The sequence below is a fragment of the Komagataeibacter oboediens genome, from assembly GCF_018491655.1.
Classification (GTDB): Bacteria; Pseudomonadota; Alphaproteobacteria; order Acetobacterales; family Acetobacteraceae; genus Komagataeibacter; species Komagataeibacter oboediens.
This window is the reverse complement of the sequence record NZ_JABLUU010000004.1, coordinates 150,487-169,923: the sequence shown is the minus strand read 5'-3', so window position 1 is coordinate 169,923 and position 19,437 is coordinate 150,487. Positions and strand designations below refer to the sequence as shown.

Here is a 19,437-nt window from a genome sequence, read left to right as displayed (position 1 = left end):
CTTACCCCTTCATCATCGTGATATCATCGACTTCGATCGAGCCGCGATTACGGAAATAGACCGTGACAATGGCCAGCCCGATGGCGGATTCCGCCGCCGCGATGGTCAGTACGAACAGCGTCATCACCTGCCCCGACAGGTCACCGGTGGCAGCTGAAAACGCCACGAAATTGATGTTGGCCGACAGCAGGATCAGTTCGATCGACATCAGGATGATGATGACGTTCTTTCGGTTCACGAAAATACCGAACACGCCCAGCACCAGCAGGATCGCGCCAATGCTCAGGTATGGCGCAAGGCCAATGCCCTCAATCGCGCTATGCATCGTCCTGTCCTTTCGTACCTGCCGCGGGGGGAATGATCACCAGCGCGGTCTGTGTTTCTTCTTCCACTTCCTGTTCACGCCACGCTTCGGTGCCATAGCTGCCGGGCACCGACGCCACGTCATATGACGTGTGCGGGCGCAGGAAACCGCCCTGCGCCGCCACCCCCGCGCCCAGCGGAACCTGCAGCATTTCCAGACTGTCGGCCGGCGTGCGGTCGTGCTGTCGGTCGATGTCCTGCCGGCGTCCGGTGGGCCGGTCACGCAGCGTCAGCACGATCGCGCCGATCATGGCCACCAGCAGCACCAGCGCGCAGGACTGGAACAGGAAGATGTAATGAGTGTACAGCACGTCCCCCAGTGCCGCGGTATTGGTGCGCTCGGGCGAGGACGGAACAAGGTGTCTGATCTGGCCTATGTTGGAGGCCACCCGCCAGTGGGTGAACGCCATGATCAGTTCAACCAGCAGCACGCCGCCAACCACGCCGCCAATGGGCGCATAGCGCTGCACGCCCTCACGCATCTGCGCGAAATTGACATCCAGCATCATGACCACGAACAGGAACAGCACCGCGACGGCGCCGACATAGACAATCACCAGCGTCATGGCGAGGAATTCGGCCCCCGCGATCAGGAACAGCCCCGCCGCGTTGAAGAACGCAAGGATCAGGAACAGCACCGAATGCACGGGGTTGCGCGCGCACACCACCATGGTGGCGGACAGGACCAGCACCGCCGCAAAGACGTAAAAGACAATCTGGGTCATCATGGGTGAGCTTCCTGCCGCATGGATGTTTCCTCCTGCTGGCATGGCGGGGGCGACCTGCGCCGCATCCGCCGTGCGGTGTCAGCGGTACGGGGCATCAAGCTCAAGCCTGCGTGCGAGAACGCTTTCCCATCGGTCGCCATTGGCCAGGAGCTTGTCCTTGTTGTACATAAGTTCTTCGCGCGTTTCGGTCGCGAACTCATAATTCGGGCCTTCGACAATCGCATCGACCGGGCAGGCTTCCTCGCACAGGCCGCAATAGATGCACTTGGTCATGTCAATGTCGTAACGCGTGGTCCGGCGCGAGCCGTCATCACGCGGTTCGGCCTCGATGGTGATGGCTTCGGCGGGACATGTCGCCTCGCACAGCTTGCACGCAATGCAGCGCTCCTCCCCGTTGGGGTAACGGCGCAGTGCGTGTTCGCCACGGAAACGCGGTGACAGCACGCCCTTTTCATAAGGGTAATTGATCGTGGCCTTCGGCTTGAAAAACGCCTTCAGTGTCACGCTCATGCCCGTCACCAGTTCGGACAGAAGCATGGACCGGGCGGCTTTGCTTAAGGTACCCATCAGCCTGCTCCTCCGGGCAGAAGGCCCGTTACCATCAGGAATCCCGCGCTCAGCACCATCCACGCCAGCGAGAACGGCAGGAATACCTTCCACCCCAGCCGCATGAGCTGGTCATAGCGATAGCGGGGAAATGTCGCGCGCACCCAGATGAACACGAACAGGCAGAACAGGATCTTCGCGATCAGCCACAGCGGCCCCGGTATCCACGTAAAGGGCGCGATCCCCAGCGGCGGCAGCCATCCCCCCAGGAACAGGATGCTGACCATGCCCGACATAAGGAACATGTTCGCGTATTCCCCCAGGAAGAACAGGCCGAACGCCAGTGCGGAATATTCGACGAAGAAGCCTGCCACCAGTTCGCTTTCGCCTTCCGGCAGGTCAAATGGCGCGCGGTTGGTCTCGGCCAGGGCCGAGATGAAAAACACGATGAACATCGGGAACATGGGCAGGCAGAACCACACATTGCGCTGCGCCAGCACGATGTCATTGAGATTGAGGCTACCCACCGCCAGCAGGACCGACACGATCACCAGCCCGATGGACACTTCATACGACACCATCTGCGCGGCAGAGCGCAGGCCGCCAAGGAAGGCGTATTTTGAGTTGGACGCCCAACCCGCGATCAGGATGCCGTAAACACCCAGCGAGGAAATCGCGAGCAGGTACAGCACGCCCACATTGATGTTGGCGATGGCCAGCCCGTTACCCGTCGGGATTACCGCCCACGCCACCATGGCCAGCGAAAACGTCAGGAATGGCGCGAACAGGAACAGCATCCTGTTCGCACCCGACGGGATCACCGTTTCCTTCGTCAGCATCTTGATCGCGTCGGCAAAGGCCTGCAGCACGCCGAACGGACCGTTCACGTTCGGCCCCTTGCGCAACTGCATGGCGGCCATCACCTTGCGTTCGGCCAGTGTCAGGTACGCAACCCCCAGCAGCAGCGGCACCAGCACCGCCAGCGTTTCCAGCACGATCAGCAGAAGCTGGCCAGGCGTGGTGTGAAAGAAGAAATCTGCCATCTTGCCTACTCCGCCGCCTCGATTGCGGGATGCACGTAAATCCCCGAACAGGTTTCCATGGTGGGACTGGCGCGACACACGGCATGGGTCAGGTAATAATCGGCAATGACCGGGCGGAACGGGTCGCTGGACACGGACACCGGCCCCGCCTGTGGCGCGGTGGTGTCCGTCGTGCCGTGGCGCACCCACGCCGGTTGCCCGAATACGGGATTGGCCCGCGCCATGCGTGCACGCAGGGCCTCCAGCGTGTCATAGGGCAGCTTGCGTCCCGCCACTTCGGAAAACGCCCGCAGGATGCGCCAGTCTTCCCGCGCGTCACCGGGCGGCATGATGGCACGGAAGGCTTCCTGCACCCGCCCTTCGGTATTGGTGTAGGTCCCCGGCTTTTCGGCATACAGCGTACCGGGCAGGATCACATCCGCCCGCGCGGCCCCCGCATCGCCATGATGTCCCTGATAGATGACAAATGTTTCCGGGCCGATACGGTCGGTCGCGAATTCATCTGCGCCCAGCAGCCACAGCACATCCACCCCGCCATCCAGCATGCCGGCCACGTCACGCCCCCCGGTTCCGGGGACAAGGCCAAGGTCCAGTCCCGCAACCCGGCTGGCGGCCGTATGCAGGACATTGAAGCCGTGCCAGCCGGCGGTGATCGCCCCCACCTGCACCGCCAGGTCCCAGCATGCCTTTGCAATTGCCTGTCCATCGGGGCGGGTCAGTGCGCCGTGACCGACAATGACCATGGGGTTTTTCGCGTTTTTCAGCACATCGGCAAACGGCAGTTCACCTGCGGCCAGCTTCGCCAGCGTGTCCGGCCCCTCGCCCAGGACCGTGGCAGCATAGGTCGGGTCGGCATTGGGCGCGCCGATCATGGCGATGGGAAAGCCACCCCGTCCGGCGGCAAGGAAGCGCTTGCGGATGCGGGCATTCAGCACCGGGGCTTCCTGCCGCGGAATGGTGCCCACGATCAGCAGCGCATCCGCATCCTCAATGCCGGTAATGCCGCTGTTGAACGTATAGAAGTCACGGCGCGACGTATCGTATTTCGCCCCGTCCTGACGGCAGTCGATATTGCTGGACCCCAGTGTTTCCATAAGGTCCTTCAGCGCCATCATGCTTTCGGCATCGCACATGTCGCCCGCGATCGCGCCAATGCGCTCCCCCGGTACGTTTTTCAGCCGCGTGGCGATGGTGGAAAAGGCATCCTGCCAGCTTGCGGGCTGGAGCCTGCCGTCCACCCGCACCCATGGCCGGTCAAGGCGACGGCGGCGAAAGCCATCGACCACGAACCGGCCCTTGTCCGACAGCCATTCCTCGTTCACCTCGTCATTGATGCGCGGCACGATGCGCAGCACCGCCGCCCCACGGGCATGCATGACGATATTGGTTCCCACCGCGTCACAGACATCGATCGAGTCCGTGCGCCTGAGTTCCCATGCCCGGGCGGTAAAGGCGTAAGGCTGCGATGTCAGGGCGCCCACGGGGCATATGTCGATCAGGTTGCCCGAAAGTTCGGATGTCAGGGCCTTTTCAACATAATTGGTGATTTCCAGGTTTTCACCACGCGAAACCCCGCCCAGTTCGGGCACGCCCGCGATTTCGGTCGAAAACCGGATGCAGCGCGTGCACTGGATGCAGCGCGTCATGACCGTCTTGACCAGCGGGCCGAGATACTTGTCGGTCACCGCCCGCTTGTTTTCACGGTAGCGGGAATGGTCCGCGCCATAGCCGAAAGCCTGATCCTGCAGGTCGCATTCACCGCCCTGGTCACAGATGGGACAGTCCAGCGGATGATTGATCAGCAGGAATTCCATCACCGCGCGGCGGGCGCGGCGCACGACTTCGGTATCGGTGAAGATATGCATCCCCTCCCCGATGGGGAAGCCGCATGACGCTACCGGCTTGCGCCCGCCCGATACCTCGACCAGGCACATCCGGCAGTTCCCCGCCACCGACAGGCGTTCATGATAACAGAAACGCGGGATTTCCTTGCCCGCCGCCTCGCACGCCTGAAGGGCGGAGGAACCTGCGGGCACTTCGACCGGAAGACCGTCAACGGTTACTTTTACCACTGTTCCTACTCCGCAGCTTCAACCAGGCCCGCAGGCACCTGCACGGGCCGCGTGCCGCCATGGGCGGCCTTGTAGGCATGGATGCGTTCTTCCATGACCGGACGGAACCGGCGGATCAGCCCCTGTATCGGCCATGCCGCCGCATCACCCAGTGCGCAGATGGTGTGTCCCTCCACCTGCCGGGTGACCTGTTCGAGCATGTCGATTTCCTCGATCTCGGCGCGACCTTCGACCATGCGTTCCATGATGCGCATCATCCATCCCGTGCCCTCGCGGCACGGCGTGCACTGGCCACAGCTTTCATGTTTGAAGAATTTCGAGAACCGGGCGATCGCCGCGATGATGTCGGTGGATTTGTCCATCACGATCATGCAGCCGGTGCCAAGGCCGGAGCCTTCGGCGCGCAGGCTGTCGTAATCCATCAGAACGGTGTCGCACACATCGCGCGGCAGCATGGGCACCGAACAGCCACCGGGGATGACCGCCAGCAGGTTGTCCCACCCGCCCCGCACACCGCCGCCATGCTTTTCGATCAGATCCTTCATGGGGACGCCCAGCTCTTCTTCAAACACGCACGGCGTGTTGACGTGGCCCGATATGGCCATAAGCTTGGTGCCTGCGTTGTTGGGCCGCCCCAGCCCCGAAAACCATGCGGCCCCCCGCCGCAGGATGGTGGCGGAAACGGCAATGCTTTCGACATTGTTGACCGTGGTGGGGCAGCCATACAGACCCATCGCCGCCGGGAAAGGCGGCTTCATGCGCGGCTGGCCCTTCTTGCCCTCCAGGCTTTCCAGCAGGGCGGTTTCCTCGCCGCATATGTAGGCACCGGCACCGCGATGGATGTAGAAGTCGAAATCCCAGCCCGACCCGCAGGCGTTCTTTCCGATCAGACCGGCTTCATACGCCTCGTCAATGGCGTGCTGAAGGTGCATGGCCTCGTTATAGAACTCACCACGGATGTAGATGTAGGCCGCATGCGCGCCCATGGCGAAGGATGCGATCAGCGCGCTTTCCACCAGCTTGTGCGGGTCGTGACGCAGGATTTCGCGGTCCTTGCAGGTGCCCGGTTCCGACTCATCGCCATTGATGACGAGGTAATGCGGCCGGCCGTCATTCTTCTTGGGCATGAACGACCATTTGACCCCGGTGGGGAAACCGGCCCCCCCGCGCCCACGCAGGCCGGATGCCTTCATCTCGGCAATGATGGCGTCCGGCCCGCGCGCCAGTATGTCGGCCGTACCGTTCCAGTCGCCACGGGCACGGGCACCAGCCAGCCGCCAGTCATCCTGGCCATACAGGTTGGTGAAGATGCGGTCCTTGTCCTGCAGCATGATCCTTACCCCTGCCCCTGCGGCTTGTGCGTCGCGTCATCCACCAGCACCCTGCGCCCACCGGCGGGGGCGGAGTTCAGACGATCGATGGTGGGGCCGGGCGTGGGGCGTTCACCACGTTTCAGCGCCTCGATCAGTTCTTCGGTGCGCGGGCCATCCAGATCCTCGTAATAATCATCATCAACCTGCAGGATCGGGGCGTTGGCGCAGGCGCCAAGGCATTCGACCTCCGTCAGGGTGAACAGGCCGTCGGCGCTGGTCTCCCCAAACGCCCGGATGCCCGTTGCCGCCTTGCACGCCGCCGTCACGTCATCCGACCCGCGCAGCCAGCACGACGTGGTGGTGCAGACCTGCAGGTGGTACCGGCCGATCGGCTTCGTATTGAACATGAGGTAGAAGGTCGCGACCTCGTAAACACGGATCGGGGCCATTTCCAGCCGCGCGGCCACCACATCCATGGCCACGCGGGGGATCCATGCGCTGCCGGTCTGGCGGCCCATCTGCTTCTGCACGACATACAGCAGCGGCAGCACGCCGCTTGCCTTGCGTTCAGGCGGATACTTGGCAAGGATGGTCGCGATCTGCTGTTCGCTCTCGGAATCAAATTCGAACCGGGTCGGTTCCGCGCCTTCGGGCGCGCTGGGCTGGACGGACATGTCGGTCACCTGTCAATCTCACCAAATACCAGGTCGAGCGACCCGATAATGGCCACGGCATCCGCCAGCATGTGCCGGCGCGACATCTCGTCGATTGCCTGGAGATGGGAAAAACCCGTGGGCCGGATCTTGCAGCGATACGGCCGGTTGCTGCCATCGGCCACCAGATACACGCCGAACTCGCCCTTGGGGGTTTCGGTCACGGTGTAGGTGGCGCCCGGCGGGACGTGATAGCCTTCGGTAAACAGCTTGAAGTGATGGATCAGTGCTTCCATCGACCGCTTCATTTCGCGGCGCGGCGGCGGCGTGATCTTGTGGTCACGCACCTTCACCGGGCCGGGGCGGATCTGTTCAAGGCACTGGTTGATGATGCGCACGCTTTCGCGCATCTCCGCCACGCGGATCAGGTAACGGTCGTAACAGTCGCCCTGACGGCCCACGGGCACGTTGAACTCGACCTTGTCGTAATTGTCATAGGGTTGGCTGCGACGCAGGTCCCACGGCACGCCCGAGGCACGCAGGCACGGACCGCTGAAGCCCCAGGCCAGGGCCTGTTCGGTGGTGAAGACGCCAATGCCCACCGTGCGCTGTTTCCAGATGCGGTTGCTGGTCAGCAGCGATTCAAGGTCGTCAATCCATTTGGGGAAGGTACGCGCCCAGTCGGCAATGCGCTCCTCCAGCCCGGCAGGCAGGTCACGCGCCACGCCGCCGGGGCGGACGTAATTGGCATGGAACCGCGCGCCGGATGCGGCTTCATAAAACTCGATCAGCTTTTCGCGTTCCTCATATCCCCACAACGCGGGCGTCAGCGCGCCGCAGTCCAGCCCGAAGGAGGTCAGATTGAGGATATGATTCAGGATACGCGTGATCTCGGCAAACATGACCCGTATCCACTTGGCGCGTTCCGGGGCCTCGATATTCAGCAGCTTTTCTACTGCCAGCGCGAAGGCCTGCTCCTCGCACATCGGCGAGACGTAATCGAGGCGATCGAAATACGGCAGCGCCTTGGGATACGTCTTGTATTCGATCAGCTTTTCCGTGCCGCGATGCAGCAGGCCGACATGCGGAATGGCCCGGGCGACGACCTCGCCCTCCATTTCCAGCACCAGCCGCAGCACGCCGTGGGCGGACGGATGCTGTGGCCCGAAATTCAGCGCGTGGGAATCAATTTCCACCACATGGCGCTTCACCTCTCCATCCGTATCTTCGGGCAGAAGGCTGTCGGGGATATCCGTATCACTACGAAGGGTTACGTCGCTCATCTGTCGCCTATCCCTGTCGTTTCATGTCCTGGCGGTCGGCATGCGCCTTTTCGTCACCCGGCAGGGTCAGGATGCCTTCCCATGGGGATTCGAAATCGAAATTGCGGAAATCCTGCACCAGATCGACCGGCTCATAGACCACCTGCCGCCGGTCCTCGTCGTAGCGAAGCTCGACATAACCGGTCAGCGGGAAATCCTTGCGCAGCGGATGCCCTTCAAAACCGTAATCTGTCAGGATGCGTCGCAGGTCCGGCTGATCGGTAAACAGCACGCCGAACAGGTCGTAGCATTCGCGTTCCCACCATGTGGCCGCAGGCCACAGCTGGTGGACGGACGGCACGGGAGATGTTTCATCCGTCGTCACGATCACGCGGATGCGGTGGTTATGGGTAACGGACAGCAGGTTGTAGACCACGTCGAACCGTTCGGCCCGGTCGGGAAAGTCCACGCCGCAGATATCCATGACCTGCTGGCAGGCATAACGCGGATCATCACGCAGCATGGTCATGAGATCGAGCAGACGATGCCGCGTGGTGCGTACCACCAGTTCGCCCTTCTCGATCCCTGCCGAGATGATGCCCGGCACGGCCGTGGACAGGCGAAAGGCAATGGCGCCCAGCGGGCCCGACACGGCGCGCGGTCCGGCCACGGCAACGGGGGGAGTGTTTGCGGGATCAGCCACGGCGGATTGTCCCTGTCCTGCGAATTTTCTTCTGCAGTTGCAGAATGCCGTAAATCAGCGCCTCTGCCGTGGGGGGGCAGCCGGGGACATATACATCCACCGGCACGATGCGGTCGCACCCGCGCACCACTGAATAGGAATAATGGTAATACCCGCCACCATTGGCGCATGACCCCATGGAGATGACCCAGCGCGGCTCGGCCATTTGGTCGTATACCCGGCGCAGGGCGGGCGCCATCTTGTTGGTCAGCGTGCCGGCGACGATCATCACGTCCGACTGGCGCGGCGACCCACGCGGGATGATGCCCATGCGGTCCAGGTCGTAACGCGGCATATAGGCATGGATCATTTCCACGGCGCAGCATGCCAACCCGAAGGACATGGGCCACAGGCTGCCGGTGCGGCCCCAGTTCACCAGCTTGTCCAGGCTTGCGACCACAAAGCCCTTTTCGGTGATTTCACCGGTAATGCCCTTGATCACCGCATCCTGCTGCGGTCCCGGCGGCAGCATTTCGCGGTTCCATGCAATGCTGTCCGCGGGCCGGTCCGGCCCGGATGTATCGTTGGTGCCCATTGGCGCGCCTCCCCTTGTCATGTTCAATCCCAGTCCAGCGCGCCCTTGCTCCATTCATAGATGAAGCCAACCACCAGAACGCCCAGGAAGCCCATCATGGACGCGAACCCGAACCACCCGATCCGTGACAGGCTGACAGCCCACGGGAAGAGGAATGCGACCTCCAGGTCGAAAATGATGAACAGGATCGCGACCAGGTAGAACCGCACGTCAAAACGATGACGTGCATTGTCGAATGCCTCGAAACCACATTCATATGCGGACGTTTTCTCGGCGTAGGGTTTCTGGTGCCCAAACAGCAGCGAACTGCCCAGCATCGCCCCTGCGATCACCACTGCAATGCAACCGAATATAAGTACGGGCAAATAATCAGCGATAACGGAATGCATCTTCCGTGTTCCCAACCTGTTAATACGCCACCGGGTGTCTTTATCGACTTATCTCTGGCTTTCAGGATGCTAGACCCAACATGGTGCAGGGAACAGTTACTTAACCGTGTTCTTGGGTGAACATTAATGTGAGGACATGTTTCGGGATATTTACGTCAACATCACGTGATCATTACTTTGATGGCACGAATTGTTGTTGTCATTTTTCCGTGTAGGAAACAGGCACAAAAAAAACGCCAGCGCGGCTGCGTCTGGCGTGGTGGGGATATGATAAATTGTGCCGTAATGGCGCGAGTGACGGGGCTCGAACCCGCGACCTCCGGCGTGACAGGCCGGCGCTCTAACCAACTGAGCTACACCCGCGTGGTGCATGTTCCCACAAGCATGGAAACATATGGTGGGCGATGACGGGATCGAACCGCCGACCCTCTCGGTGTAAACGAGATGCTCTACCGCTAAGCTAATCGCCCGCGACCCTACTAAGCGATTGCAAAAAAAGGGGCAACCCAAAAAATGGATTGCCCCTTCTTTTTTTGTCCGGAAAAAACAGCCAGCCTTACTTGCTGACGGCTTCCTTCAGGTTCTTGCCCGGCTTGAAACGCACGGACGTGGAAGCCGGAATGTCCAGCGGCTCACCCGTGCGGGGGTTGCGCCCCTTGGCCGCCTTGCGGGTGGCGGTCACGAACGTACCAAAACCAACCAGACGGACTTCCTGCTTGCTTGCCAGCGCCTTTTCGATCGCACCGAAAACCGCATCAACCACTTCGCCAGCCTTTGCCTTGGCCAGATCGGCTTCCTCGGCTACCGCAGCGACGAGTTCCTGCTTGTTAAGTGGCTTCTCCATTTTACGCCTTTCTTTGTACTGTGCGCCTACGCAATCATTCAAAAGTCGCGCCGCATTTCTGCACGCACTATGCCGCTGTTTTTTCTCACGTCAACCGACAGAATTCGGGGAATGACAGAGAAATTCCGTCATTCCCCCCCATCATGACATTTTTGCGACCCTGCGCGCCCTGACTAATGCGTCAGCGCGGGGGCTGCCGTGCCTTCCGTGGCGCCGGAAGTCACCGGTTCCGTCCACTCGATCGGTTCGGGCTTGCGGACCAGCGCCTGCCCGATCACCTCATCCACATGCGAGACCGGAAGGATGGTCAGTGCCCTGGTCACGACTTCGGGAATGTCCACCAGATCCTTCTCGTTATCCTTGGGGATGAAGATGGTGGTCAGTCCCGCCCGGTGGGCCGCCAGCAGCTTCTCCTTCAGGCCACCGATTGGCAGCACACGCCCGCGCAGGGTGATTTCCCCCGTCATGCCCACGTCACGGCGCACGGGAATGCCCGTCATGACGCTGACGATGGATGTCGCCATGGCGATACCGGCCGAAGGGCCATCCTTGGGCGTGGCCCCTTCGGGCACATGCACGTGGAGGTCACGCTTTTCAAACAGGTCGGGGCTGATGCCAAAGGTCACGGCGCGGCTGCGGACATAGGACAGCGCCGCCGCGACGCTTTCCTTCATCACATCGCCCAGCTTGCCGGTCAGCTTGATGTTCCCCTTGCCGGGCACCATCACACTTTCGATGGTCAGGATCTCTCCTCCCACCTCGGTCCATGCCAGCCCGGTCACGACTCCGACCATGTCTTCCGACTCGGTCTCGCCATGGCGGAAACGCTTCACGCCTGCATATTTTTCAAGGTTCTCAGCCGTGATTTCCACGGTCTTGGCCTTGCCCGTCACGATTTCCGTCACGGCCTTACGCGCCAGGGTCGCGATCTCGCGCTCCAGGTTACGCACGCCCGCTTCACGGGTGTAGCTGCGAATCAGTTCCCGCAGCGCATCATCGGTCACCGACCATTCGCCCGGCTTCAGATTATTCGCCGCCGTCTGCTTGGACAGCAGGTGACGCTTGGCGATCTCGACCTTTTCATCTTCCGTGTAACCGGACAGACGGATGATCTCCATGCGGTCCAGCAGGGGCTGGGGCATGTTCAGGCTGTTGGCCGTGGTGATGAACATCACATCCGACAGGTCGTAATCGACCTCCAGATAATGATCACCAAAAGTTGAATTCTGTTCCGGATCCAGCACTTCCAGCAGCGCGGAAGACGGATCACCACGCCAGTCGGCACCGAGCTTGTCGATTTCATCAAGCAGGAACAGCGGATTCGAGGTCTTGGCCTTCTTCATCCCCTGAATGATCTTGCCGGGCATGGAACCGATATAGGTTCGACGGTGGCCGCGGATTTCGGCTTCGTCGCGCATGCCGCCCAGCGACATGCGGACATACTGACGCCCCGTCGCCTTGGCAATGGACTTGGCCAGCGAGGTCTTACCTACGCCGGGCGGTCCCACCAGACACAGGATCGGCCCCTTCAGCTTCTGCGCGCGACTCTGCACCGCCAGATATTCGATGATGCGTTCCTTAACCTTCTCCAGACCATAATGATCGGTATCCAGCACCTTCTGGGCTTCGGACAGATCATGGCGCACCTTGGAGCGCTTTTTCCACGGGATGCCCAGAATCCAGTCAAGGTAGTTGCGCACCACCGTCGATTCCGCGGACATCGGGCTCATGCTCCGCAGCTTCTTCAGCTCGGCCACAGCCTTCTCGCGCGCTTCCTTGCTCAGCTTGGTCTTGGCGATCTTTTCCTCAAGCTCGGCGGTCTCGTCCTTGCCGTCCTCGCCTTCGCCCAGTTCCTTCTGGATCGCCTTGAGCTGCTCGTTCAGGTAGTACTCGCGCTGCGTCTTTTCCATCTGCCGCTTCACGCGGTTACGGATACGCTTTTCCACCTGCAATACGCCGATTTCGGCTTCCATATGCGCGAAAACCCGCTCCAGACGCGCATTCACGTCCTGAATCTCGAGGATTTCCTGCTTTTCGGGAATCTTCAGGTTCAGATGGCTGGCAATGGTATCCGCCAGCTTCGACAGGTCATCAATCTGGTTAAGAGAGACCAGCACCTCTGGTGCGATCTTCTTGTTCAGCTTGATATACTGCTCGAACTGACCGATCAGCGTGCGGCCGATGGCCTCGGCTTCCTTGCCATCGGTTTCCTGCTCCGGCACGTCCTCGATCTCGGCCTCGAAATGGCCGTCAACCTCATGCAGGGCGGTAATGTGGGCGCGGCGGCCACCTTCGACCAGCACCTTGACCGTGCCATCGGGCAGCTTGAGCAACTGCAGGATGGTGGACACGGTGCCATAGCGATAGATGTCGTCGGGCGCGGGGTCATCCTGCGCCGCATTCTTCTGCGCGACCAGCAGGATCTGCTTGTCGCTGCGGGTCACGGCTTCCAGCGCACGCACGGATTTTTCACGTCCCACGAACAGCGGCACGATCATATGCGGGAAAACAACGATATCGCGCAGCGGCAGCACGGCGATCGTGTCGTGTGCGCTGGTTGTTTCTTCCGTTTCGTGCTTGGCCACGGGCGGATTGGCTACCATGTTATTATCCGTCGTTTCCGTCCCCTCGGGCACGGGGTTCAGCCTGTCAATTTCAGACATGTTGTTTTTTTGACCTCCTGTATGGACGATCCCGGATGGGCACCCGAACATTGCGGCCTGCCCATCCGTCGCGCCGCATATGCGACAACTTCACTTCATGTTGTCACGACGCGCCATCATCACAAGTCCGGTGATGGCATTTCGGCGAAAACCGGCCCTGCCGTCAGGCAGACTGTTCGGCGGGCTCGTTTTTCCCATACACATAGACAGGCTGCGCCTTGCCTTCGGCCACTTCCTTGTTGACCACGATTTCCTCGACATTTTTCAGGCCGGGAAGCTCGAACATGGTCGACAGCAGGATGCTTTCCAGAATGGCGCGCAGGCCACGTGCCCCCGTCCTCCGCGCAATGGCGCGCTGGGCCACCTGGCGCAGGGCGTCCTCGGTAAAGGTCAGCTGCACGTCTTCCATCTGGAACAGACGGGCATACTGCTTGACCAGCGCGTTCTTGGGCTTGGTCAGGATCTCGATCAGGGCTGCCTCATCCAGATCCTCCAGCGTCGCGACAACGGGCAAACGGCCGATGAATTCCGGTATCAGGCCGAATTTCAGCAGGTCCTCGGGCTCCACATCGCGCAGCACGGCACCCATGCGGCGTTCGTCCGGCGACTGCACATCCGCGCCGAAGCCGATGCCCGACCCCTTGCCACGCGCGCTGATGATCTTGTCCAGCCCGGCAAACGCACCACCGCAGATGAACAGCATGTTGGTGGTATCGACCTGCAAAAATTCCTGCTGCGGATGCTTGCGCCCGCCCTGCGGCGGCACGGATGCAACGGTGCCTTCCATGATCTTCAGCAGCGCCTGCTGCACGCCTTCACCACTGACGTCGCGGGTGATGGAGGGATTGTCCGACTTGCGCGAAATCTTGTCGATCTCATCAATATAGACAATGCCGCGCTGCGCCTTTTCCACGTTGTAATCCGCAGCCTGCAGCAGCTTGAGGATGATGTTTTCCACATCCTCGCCCACGTAGCCGGCTTCGGTCAGGGTTGTTGCGTCAGCCATGGTAAAGGGCACGTCAAGAATACGGGCCAGCGTCTGCGCCAGCAGCGTCTTGCCCGAACCGGTCGGCCCGATCAGCATGATGTTGGATTTTGCGATCTCGACATCATTGTTCTTCTGGGCGTGAGCCAGGCGCTTGTAGTGGTTATGCACCGCGACCGACAGCACCTTCTTCGCATGGGCCTGGCCAATGACATAGTCATCCAGGATCTTGCAGATTTCCCGCGGTGTCGGCACGCCATCGCGCGATTTGACCAGATGCGTCTTGTGTTCCTCACGGATGATATCCATGCACAATTCGACGCATTCATCGCAAATGAACACGGTGGGACCGGCGATCAGTTTGCGGACCTCGTGCTGCGACTTGCCGCAGAACGAGCAGTAAAGCGTATTTTTGGAATCGCCGGATTTGTTATTCATAACCGCTCCTATTCCCACGCGGGGGAACTTCTCCATACCTTGCGGCCGGGTGGTACCACCCCGGCACGCCGCAGGTGATTTTCACCCACAGTGGCAGGAAGCGCGCCTGTATGCGCGCTTCCTTATGCAGATTACTCCGCAGGTTTTGATGCAACGTTACGACGGACCACTTCATCCACAATCCCGAATGCCTGCGCTTCTTCCGCCGACATGTAGCTGTCGCGTTCCAGCTTCTGCTCGATTTCCTCAAGCGTGCGGCCGGTATGCTCCTTGTAGATCTCGTTCAGGCGCTTGCGGATGGTCAGGATTTCCTGCGCCTGAATTTCGATGTCGCTGGCCTGTCCCTGCGCACCGCCAGAGGGCTGATGCACCATGACGCGGGAATTCGGGAGCGCGAATCGCCGTCCCTTTTCCCCACCAGCCAGCAGCAGCGACCCCATGGACGCGGCCTGCCCGATGCACACGGTGCTGACGGGGCAGCGGATGTACTGCATGGTGTCATAAATCGCCAGCCCCGCCGACACCACGCCACCCGGACTGTTGATGTAGAACGAGATTTCCTTGGTCGGGTTCACGCTTTCCAGATAAAGCAGCTGCGCCGACACAAGGGCTGAAACCTGATCATAGACAGGCCCGGTCAGAAAGATGATCCGTTCCTGCAGAAGGCGGGAATAGATGTCGAATGCCCGTTCCCCGCGGGAGGTCTGCTCCACCACCATGGGCACCAGAGCGTTATTGAAGATCTCTACGGGATCCCGATCCCTCATAGCCATATTCCCGATCCTGAAAAGCAAGGGCCCACCCCGCGCACGGCTGGCGGCAAATGATGCGCGGACAGCACGGACGCAGCCGGACCCTTCCCGGTTACTTATGACAAAATAGAGACAAACACGCCAGATACCACCCCACCCGCGTCATTTTGCCATGAACGGGGGTGACAAACTGTGCGTACTCACCTGTCCGCAAACACATACGGCGCACGGAAGTCCCCTTCCGCGCGCCGTATGCGCCATCTATGCCGCGAAAGCGGATCAGACGTCAGCTTCCGGCATTTCGGCCAGTTCTTCCGGCGTCACGTCCTTGTCCTCGACCTTCGCCAGCTCGACAATGTAGTCGATGACCTTGTTTTCGAAGATCGGGCCACGCAGGCCATCAACAGCCTGCGGGTTCTTGGAGAAGTACTCGAACACGGCCTGTTCCTGACCGGGATAGCGCGAGGCTTCGGCGCGAACCGCGTGCACGATTTCTTCCTGCGTCACGGTGATGTTGTTCACGCGACCGATTTCCGCCAGCAGAAGGCCCAGCTTCACGCGGCGTTCGGCAATCTTGCGATAGTCGGCGCGCAGCGTGTCCTCGTCCTTGTCCTTGTCTTCCTCATCCAGGCGACCGGCCTTGCGGTCTTCCTCGATGCGGTTCCATATCTGGGAGAACTCGGCATCGACCATGCCCGGAGGGGCTTCGAAATCGGTCTTTTCAGCCAGCTTGTCCAGCAGTTCGCGCTTCAGGCGCAGGCGGGACAGCTGTTCGTATTCCTGACCAACCTGCTTGCTGATCAGTTCACGCACCTGTTCCAGCCCGTCGAAGCCGAGCTTCTTGGCCAGTTCATCGTCAATCTTGGCCTCGACCGGACGGCGGAGTTCCTTGAGCTTGATGTCGAAGGTGGCTTCCTTGCCCGCAAGGTGTTCCGCGCCGTAATCGGCGGGGAAGGTCACGGTGATCACCTTTTCGTCACCAACCTTCATGCCTTCGATCTGCTCGGCGAAACCGGGAATGAAGCCCGCGCCGCCCAGTTCGACACTCACGTCATCGGCGGAACCGCCTTCGAACGCCGTACCGTCGACCTTGCCCACGAAGTCGACCACGGCCACGTCGCCGGTGGCGGCGGGACGGTCTTCCTCAACCTTCTCGAACTCACGCTGGCGGCTTGCGATTTCATTCAGCGCCTTGTCCACGGTCTCGGCGTTCACCTCGGACTTGAGGCGCACGAGCGACAGATCGGACAGGTCGGGGATGGTGATTTCGGGCAGGACCTCGAATTCGACCGTGAACTTCAGGTCTTCCTTGCTGCCCGGCTCGCTGCCGGAAACCAGGTCAACCTTGGGCTGCATGGCCGGGCGCAGGCCGCGCTCATCCAGCAGGGTGCGGGTTGCTTCGCTGACAACCTGCTCCAGGACCTCGCCCTGAACAGATTCGCCAAAACGCTGCTGAAGGATGCTCATCGGCACCTTCCCGGGGCGGAAGCCCGGCAGCTTCATGGACTGTCCAACTTCTTTCAGGCGCGCGGTGCGCTTGCTCTCGATTTCCGCAGCAGGCACCGTAACGGTGAACCCGCGCTTCAGGCCATCGGAAAGCGTTTCAGTAACCTGCATCTGCCAGGCCATCCTCTCGGTCAGAACGTGTCAAAGAACGCAATAGGCCGGTCTGGCCACCACGTCTGCTCGCATAACGCGACTTGCCGGCATCTTGGTACGGGCGGAGGGACTTGAACCCCCACGACTTGCGTCACCAGAACCTAAATCTGGCGTGTCTGCCAATTCCACCACGCCCGCACTGTGCCCAGGCTGTAAGCGCGGGGCTTTAGCGCACCATTGGCCATGGGGCAATATCCCACGCGGCCCGAATGGCGTTTTCAGCCGAAAACTTTTTGCGCGGCAGCCTCCGCCCGTGCCCGTGCCGCGCCCAGGTGGCGGTCAAAATCCTCGGCGATCGGCCATTCCCCGGCATGCAGGGCGGCATCGCCATGCATCCACACCCCTGCGCAGGCCGCATCCCAGCGTGGCATGCCCGCCGCCAGCAGGGCCGCGATGATTCCCGTCAGCGTATCGCCCGACCCTGCCGTGCCCAGCATGGCGGTGGCGTGGCTGTTGATCGCCACACGCCCGTCGGGACTGGCGATGATGGTGTCCGGCCCCTTCATGACGGTAACGGCCCCCGTGCGCACCGCTGCCTGCCGTGCCGCCGCCACACGGTCCGCGCCGGGCTTGCCGAACACGCGGGAGAACTCACCGATATGCGGGGTGATGATGGCCGCCCCCTTCAGCCGGTCGGGCTGGCCCGCCGCCATGGTGAACGCCCCGGCGTCGGCGATCACGTCGCGGCCCGCACGCACCAGCGCGGGGAAGGTCGCCGCCACCTCATCCACCGACAGGCCGGGACCGCAGACCCATACATGCCTGCGCGAATCCTGCAGCAGCGCGTCCAGCGCGCCGGAATCCACGATCAGCCCCGGTGGCGCGGTCATGCGGTAGACCTCCGCACTGTCACCCACGGCCAGCCGCACCAGCCCCGCGCCCGCCGCCCGCGCACCCGCCGCCGACAGCCGGGCCGCACCGGGCATTTCGCGCCCGCCACATATACTGACAACGCCGCGGCTGTATTTGTAGCTGGTCGGCCCGCAGGCGGGCGTGCGCCACAGGCCCGGCGCGTTATGCCAGGTGCGAATCGGCACTGACACCACCGCGTCCTCCCCGATGCCGATATCCGCCAGCACGGTCCGGCCACACAGCGTATGGCCGGGCAGCAGCAGGTGCCCCGGCTTGAGCCTGCAGAACGTGACCGTCATCTCCACCTGGGGCGCGTATCCCCGGACCGCGCCGGTCGCGCCGTCCACGCCCGTTGGCATGTCGATCGCCACCACACGGGGGGCAGCCTTCAGCACGCAGGCCACGTCCGGGCCGATATCCCGGCTCAGCCCCGCGCCGAAAACCGCATCGACCACCAGATCGAAGCGGGCGGCATTCTCAGGCGTGAACGCCACGACCGGCCCACGCCACAACGCGGCTGCGGCAGCTGCGTCCCCGCCGGGATGCGGAGGCGCCATGGCCGCGACCGAGACCGGCCACCCTTCCTCCGCCAGCCTGCGCGCGGTCACATACCCGTCACCACCGTTGTTGCCCGGACCACACAGCACCAGCACGCGGCACGGGCGCATGTGACGGCGGATGGCGCGGGCCACGGCCCGGCCCGCGTTTTCCATAAGCGTCGCGACCGGCACATGGCGCGCGGCGGCGGCATCGATGTGCCCCATTTCATCGGGCGTGGGCAGCAGCAGGTGGCGTGCGGCCATATGTGCTGTTTCATCCATGGTCATGATGTCCTTACCCCTTTCGGCAACTTTGGCTGCGTGAGTGGCCTTGCGCATGATACAGGAATGAGGAAACAAGCATTCCGGATCCTGTCCCGTGGCACGGATTGTTCTTTCTTTATCCATCTACCCCCGCAAGGAGGCGTCATGTCCTATTCCATAGTCTGGAGCCTTGTGCTCGCACTCCACATAACCGGCATGGCGGCCTGGGTCGGCGGCATGATCTATGCGGCCTTCGTGCTCAAGCCCAGCCTCGGCCTGCTGGACGGAACGCAGCGCGCCTCCGTCCACCTGCAGACGCTCGGCCGCTTCTTCCGTATCGTATGGCATACCATGCCGACGGTGCTGATTACGGGGTGGCTCCTGATTTATCACGATGGCGGGTTTGCGGTGGTGCCATGGCCGATCAACCTCATGCAGCTGTTCGGGCTGATCATGGCGGGCATATTCGCCCGTATCTATTTCGGCCCCTACCAGAAGGCGCGCCGGGCACTGCGCCCGCAGCAGGGCACGTTCGACTCGATCCGCTCGCTGGTCATGCTCAACACCGGCATCGGCGTGCTGACCATCATCTGTGGCTGCCTGGCCCATCCATTCTGAAATCAGGGAGAAACCCCTCACGTCCCCTTGATTTCCGTTGCAAATATGGGTAGGCACGGGGAATGTGGCACATCAGGGTTTCGAACCCCGACATGCCGCACTCCCCTTCCCTGCATTGCTGCAGGTACATCAGGGACGGCAGCCTGATACAGCGCGACACGGTGGCAATCGGACGGG

The 19,437-nt window shown here is 61.7% G+C and carries 18 protein-coding genes and 3 tRNA genes; 1 reads left to right on the top strand and 20 read right to left on the bottom strand.

Features of this window, described 5'->3' with window-relative positions:
- Position 1: 1 nt before the first annotated feature.
- From nuoK to HNO79_RS05555, 20 genes are all read right to left on the bottom strand, one after another.
- Positions 2-325 (bottom strand): NADH-quinone oxidoreductase subunit NuoK, encoded by a 324-nt coding sequence (gene nuoK / locus HNO79_RS05650; RefSeq protein WP_010506353.1) that lies wholly within the window; start codon positions 323-325, stop codon positions 2-4.
- The gene (locus tag HNO79_RS05645; protein ID WP_048856890.1) at positions 318-1,091 is read right to left on the bottom strand and encodes an NADH-quinone oxidoreductase subunit J; all 774 of its coding nucleotides are present in this window, start codon (positions 1,089-1,091) and stop codon (positions 318-320) included. Before HNO79_RS05645 ends, nuoK begins: the two co-directional genes overlap by 8 nt.
- A gap of 78 nt (positions 1,092-1,169) precedes the next feature.
- Positions 1,170-1,658, bottom strand: coding sequence for an NADH-quinone oxidoreductase subunit NuoI (gene nuoI / locus HNO79_RS05640; RefSeq protein ID WP_010512946.1), 489 nt, complete (start codon positions 1,656-1,658; stop codon positions 1,170-1,172).
- The gene (nuoH, locus tag HNO79_RS05635) at positions 1,658-2,680 is read right to left on the bottom strand and encodes an NADH-quinone oxidoreductase subunit NuoH (RefSeq protein WP_010512945.1); all 1,023 of its coding nucleotides are present in this window, start codon (positions 2,678-2,680) and stop codon (positions 1,658-1,660) included. The genes nuoI and nuoH overlap by 1 nt, the downstream gene beginning before the upstream one ends.
- A gap of 5 nt (positions 2,681-2,685) precedes the next feature.
- Positions 2,686-4,752 (bottom strand): NADH-quinone oxidoreductase subunit NuoG, encoded by a 2,067-nt coding sequence (nuoG, locus tag HNO79_RS05630; RefSeq protein WP_214164981.1) that lies wholly within the window; start codon positions 4,750-4,752, stop codon positions 2,686-2,688.
- Positions 4,753-4,757: 5 nt separating this feature from the next.
- Positions 4,758-6,083, bottom strand: a complete 1,326-nt coding sequence (nuoF, locus tag HNO79_RS05625; RefSeq protein WP_214164982.1) for an NADH-quinone oxidoreductase subunit NuoF — start codon at positions 6,081-6,083, stop codon at positions 4,758-4,760.
- A 5-nt stretch (positions 6,084-6,088) separates the two neighbouring features.
- On the bottom strand, positions 6,089-6,739 hold the full coding sequence (locus HNO79_RS05620) for a complex I 24 kDa subunit family protein (protein WP_029329215.1): 651 nt from the start codon (positions 6,737-6,739) through the stop codon (positions 6,089-6,091).
- 5 nt (positions 6,740-6,744) lie between these two features.
- Positions 6,745-8,001, bottom strand: coding sequence for an NADH-quinone oxidoreductase subunit D (locus HNO79_RS05615; protein ID WP_010512940.1), 1,257 nt, complete (start codon positions 7,999-8,001; stop codon positions 6,745-6,747).
- Positions 8,002-8,008: 7 nt separating this feature from the next.
- Complete coding sequence (locus HNO79_RS05610; RefSeq protein WP_010512939.1) at positions 8,009-8,683, bottom strand: NADH-quinone oxidoreductase subunit C; 675 nt, start codon at positions 8,681-8,683, stop codon at positions 8,009-8,011.
- Positions 8,676-9,257 carry a NuoB/complex I 20 kDa subunit family protein gene (locus HNO79_RS05605; protein WP_010512938.1) on the bottom strand — a complete coding sequence of 194 codons (582 nt, stop codon included), beginning with the start codon at positions 9,255-9,257 and terminating at the stop codon, positions 8,676-8,678. The genes HNO79_RS05610 and HNO79_RS05605 overlap by 8 nt, the downstream gene beginning before the upstream one ends.
- A 23-nt stretch (positions 9,258-9,280) precedes the next feature.
- Complete coding sequence (locus HNO79_RS05600) at positions 9,281-9,646, bottom strand: NADH-quinone oxidoreductase subunit A (RefSeq protein WP_010506373.1); 366 nt, start codon at positions 9,644-9,646, stop codon at positions 9,281-9,283.
- Positions 9,647-9,932: 286 nt separating this feature from the next.
- Positions 9,933-10,009: transfer RNA gene (locus HNO79_RS05595), tRNA-Asp, on the bottom strand.
- Positions 10,010-10,041: 32 nt separating this feature from the next.
- A tRNA-Val gene (locus HNO79_RS05590) sits at positions 10,042-10,116 on the bottom strand.
- Between the two features lie 86 nt (positions 10,117-10,202).
- On the bottom strand, positions 10,203-10,490 hold the full coding sequence (locus HNO79_RS05585; RefSeq protein ID WP_007399823.1) for an HU family DNA-binding protein: 288 nt from the start codon (positions 10,488-10,490) through the stop codon (positions 10,203-10,205).
- A gap of 173 nt (positions 10,491-10,663) precedes the next feature.
- Complete coding sequence (gene lon / locus HNO79_RS05580) at positions 10,664-13,153, bottom strand: endopeptidase La (protein ID WP_010512937.1); 2,490 nt, start codon at positions 13,151-13,153, stop codon at positions 10,664-10,666.
- Positions 13,154-13,316: 163 nt separating this feature from the next.
- Positions 13,317-14,576, bottom strand: a complete 1,260-nt coding sequence (clpX, locus tag HNO79_RS05575) for an ATP-dependent Clp protease ATP-binding subunit ClpX (protein ID WP_010512935.1) — start codon at positions 14,574-14,576, stop codon at positions 13,317-13,319.
- A gap of 131 nt (positions 14,577-14,707) precedes the next feature.
- Positions 14,708-15,343, bottom strand: coding sequence for an ATP-dependent Clp protease proteolytic subunit (locus HNO79_RS05570; protein WP_010512934.1), 636 nt, complete (start codon positions 15,341-15,343; stop codon positions 14,708-14,710).
- A gap of 264 nt (positions 15,344-15,607) precedes the next feature.
- Positions 15,608-16,945 (bottom strand): trigger factor, encoded by a 1,338-nt coding sequence (gene tig, locus HNO79_RS05565; protein ID WP_010512933.1) that lies wholly within the window; start codon positions 16,943-16,945, stop codon positions 15,608-15,610.
- A 95-nt stretch (positions 16,946-17,040) separates the two neighbouring features.
- Positions 17,041-17,125, bottom strand: a tRNA-Leu gene (locus tag HNO79_RS05560).
- A gap of 80 nt (positions 17,126-17,205) precedes the next feature.
- Positions 17,206-18,666 carry an NAD(P)H-hydrate dehydratase gene (locus HNO79_RS05555; protein ID WP_244987433.1) on the bottom strand — a complete coding sequence of 487 codons (1,461 nt, stop codon included), beginning with the start codon at positions 18,664-18,666 and terminating at the stop codon, positions 17,206-17,208.
- A 141-nt stretch (positions 18,667-18,807) separates the two neighbouring features.
- On the opposite strand from HNO79_RS05555, the gene HNO79_RS05550 reads away from it, so the two are divergent.
- Complete coding sequence (locus tag HNO79_RS05550) at positions 18,808-19,260, top strand: CopD family protein (protein ID WP_010512931.1); 453 nt, start codon at positions 18,808-18,810, stop codon at positions 19,258-19,260.
- Positions 19,261-19,437 lie beyond the last annotated feature (177 nt).

What these genes read in the sequence shown, in the direction of transcription:
- nuoK (WP_010506353.1), bottom strand. Translation starts at nt 325, where the DNA reads ATGCATAGCGCGATTGAGGGCATTGGCCTTGCGCCATACCTGAGCATT.
- HNO79_RS05645 (WP_048856890.1), bottom strand. Translation starts at nt 1,091, where the DNA reads ATGATGACCCAGATTGTCTTTTACGTCTTTGCGGCGGTGCTGGTCCTG.
- nuoI (WP_010512946.1), bottom strand. Translation starts at nt 1,658, where the DNA reads ATGGGTACCTTAAGCAAAGCCGCCCGGTCCATGCTTCTGTCCGAACTG.
- nuoH (WP_010512945.1), bottom strand. Translation starts at nt 2,680, where the DNA reads ATGGCAGATTTCTTCTTTCACACCACGCCTGGCCAGCTTCTGCTGATC.
- nuoF (WP_214164982.1), bottom strand. Translation starts at nt 6,083, where the DNA reads ATGCTGCAGGACAAGGACCGCATCTTCACCAACCTGTATGGCCAGGAT.
- HNO79_RS05620 (WP_029329215.1), bottom strand. Translation starts at nt 6,739, where the DNA reads ATGTCCGTCCAGCCCAGCGCGCCCGAAGGCGCGGAACCGACCCGGTTC.
- HNO79_RS05615 (WP_010512940.1), bottom strand. Translation starts at nt 8,001, where the DNA reads ATGAGCGACGTAACCCTTCGTAGTGATACGGATATCCCCGACAGCCTT.
- HNO79_RS05605 (WP_010512938.1), bottom strand. Translation starts at nt 9,257, where the DNA reads ATGGGCACCAACGATACATCCGGGCCGGACCGGCCCGCGGACAGCATT.
- HNO79_RS05600 (WP_010506373.1), bottom strand. Translation starts at nt 9,646, where the DNA reads ATGCATTCCGTTATCGCTGATTATTTGCCCGTACTTATATTCGGTTGC.
- HNO79_RS05585 (WP_007399823.1), bottom strand. Translation starts at nt 10,490, where the DNA reads ATGGAGAAGCCACTTAACAAGCAGGAACTCGTCGCTGCGGTAGCCGAG.
- lon (WP_010512937.1), bottom strand. Translation starts at nt 13,153, where the DNA reads ATGTCTGAAATTGACAGGCTGAACCCCGTGCCCGAGGGGACGGAAACG.
- clpX (WP_010512935.1), bottom strand. Translation starts at nt 14,576, where the DNA reads ATGAATAACAAATCCGGCGATTCCAAAAATACGCTTTACTGCTCGTTC.
- HNO79_RS05570 (WP_010512934.1), bottom strand. Translation starts at nt 15,343, where the DNA reads ATGAGGGATCGGGATCCCGTAGAGATCTTCAATAACGCTCTGGTGCCC.
- tig (WP_010512933.1), bottom strand. Translation starts at nt 16,945, where the DNA reads ATGCAGGTTACTGAAACGCTTTCCGATGGCCTGAAGCGCGGGTTCACC.
- HNO79_RS05555 (WP_244987433.1), bottom strand. Translation starts at nt 18,666, where the DNA reads ATGACCATGGATGAAACAGCACATATGGCCGCACGCCACCTGCTGCTG.
- HNO79_RS05550 (WP_010512931.1), top strand. Translation starts at nt 18,808, where the DNA reads ATGTCCTATTCCATAGTCTGGAGCCTTGTGCTCGCACTCCACATAACC.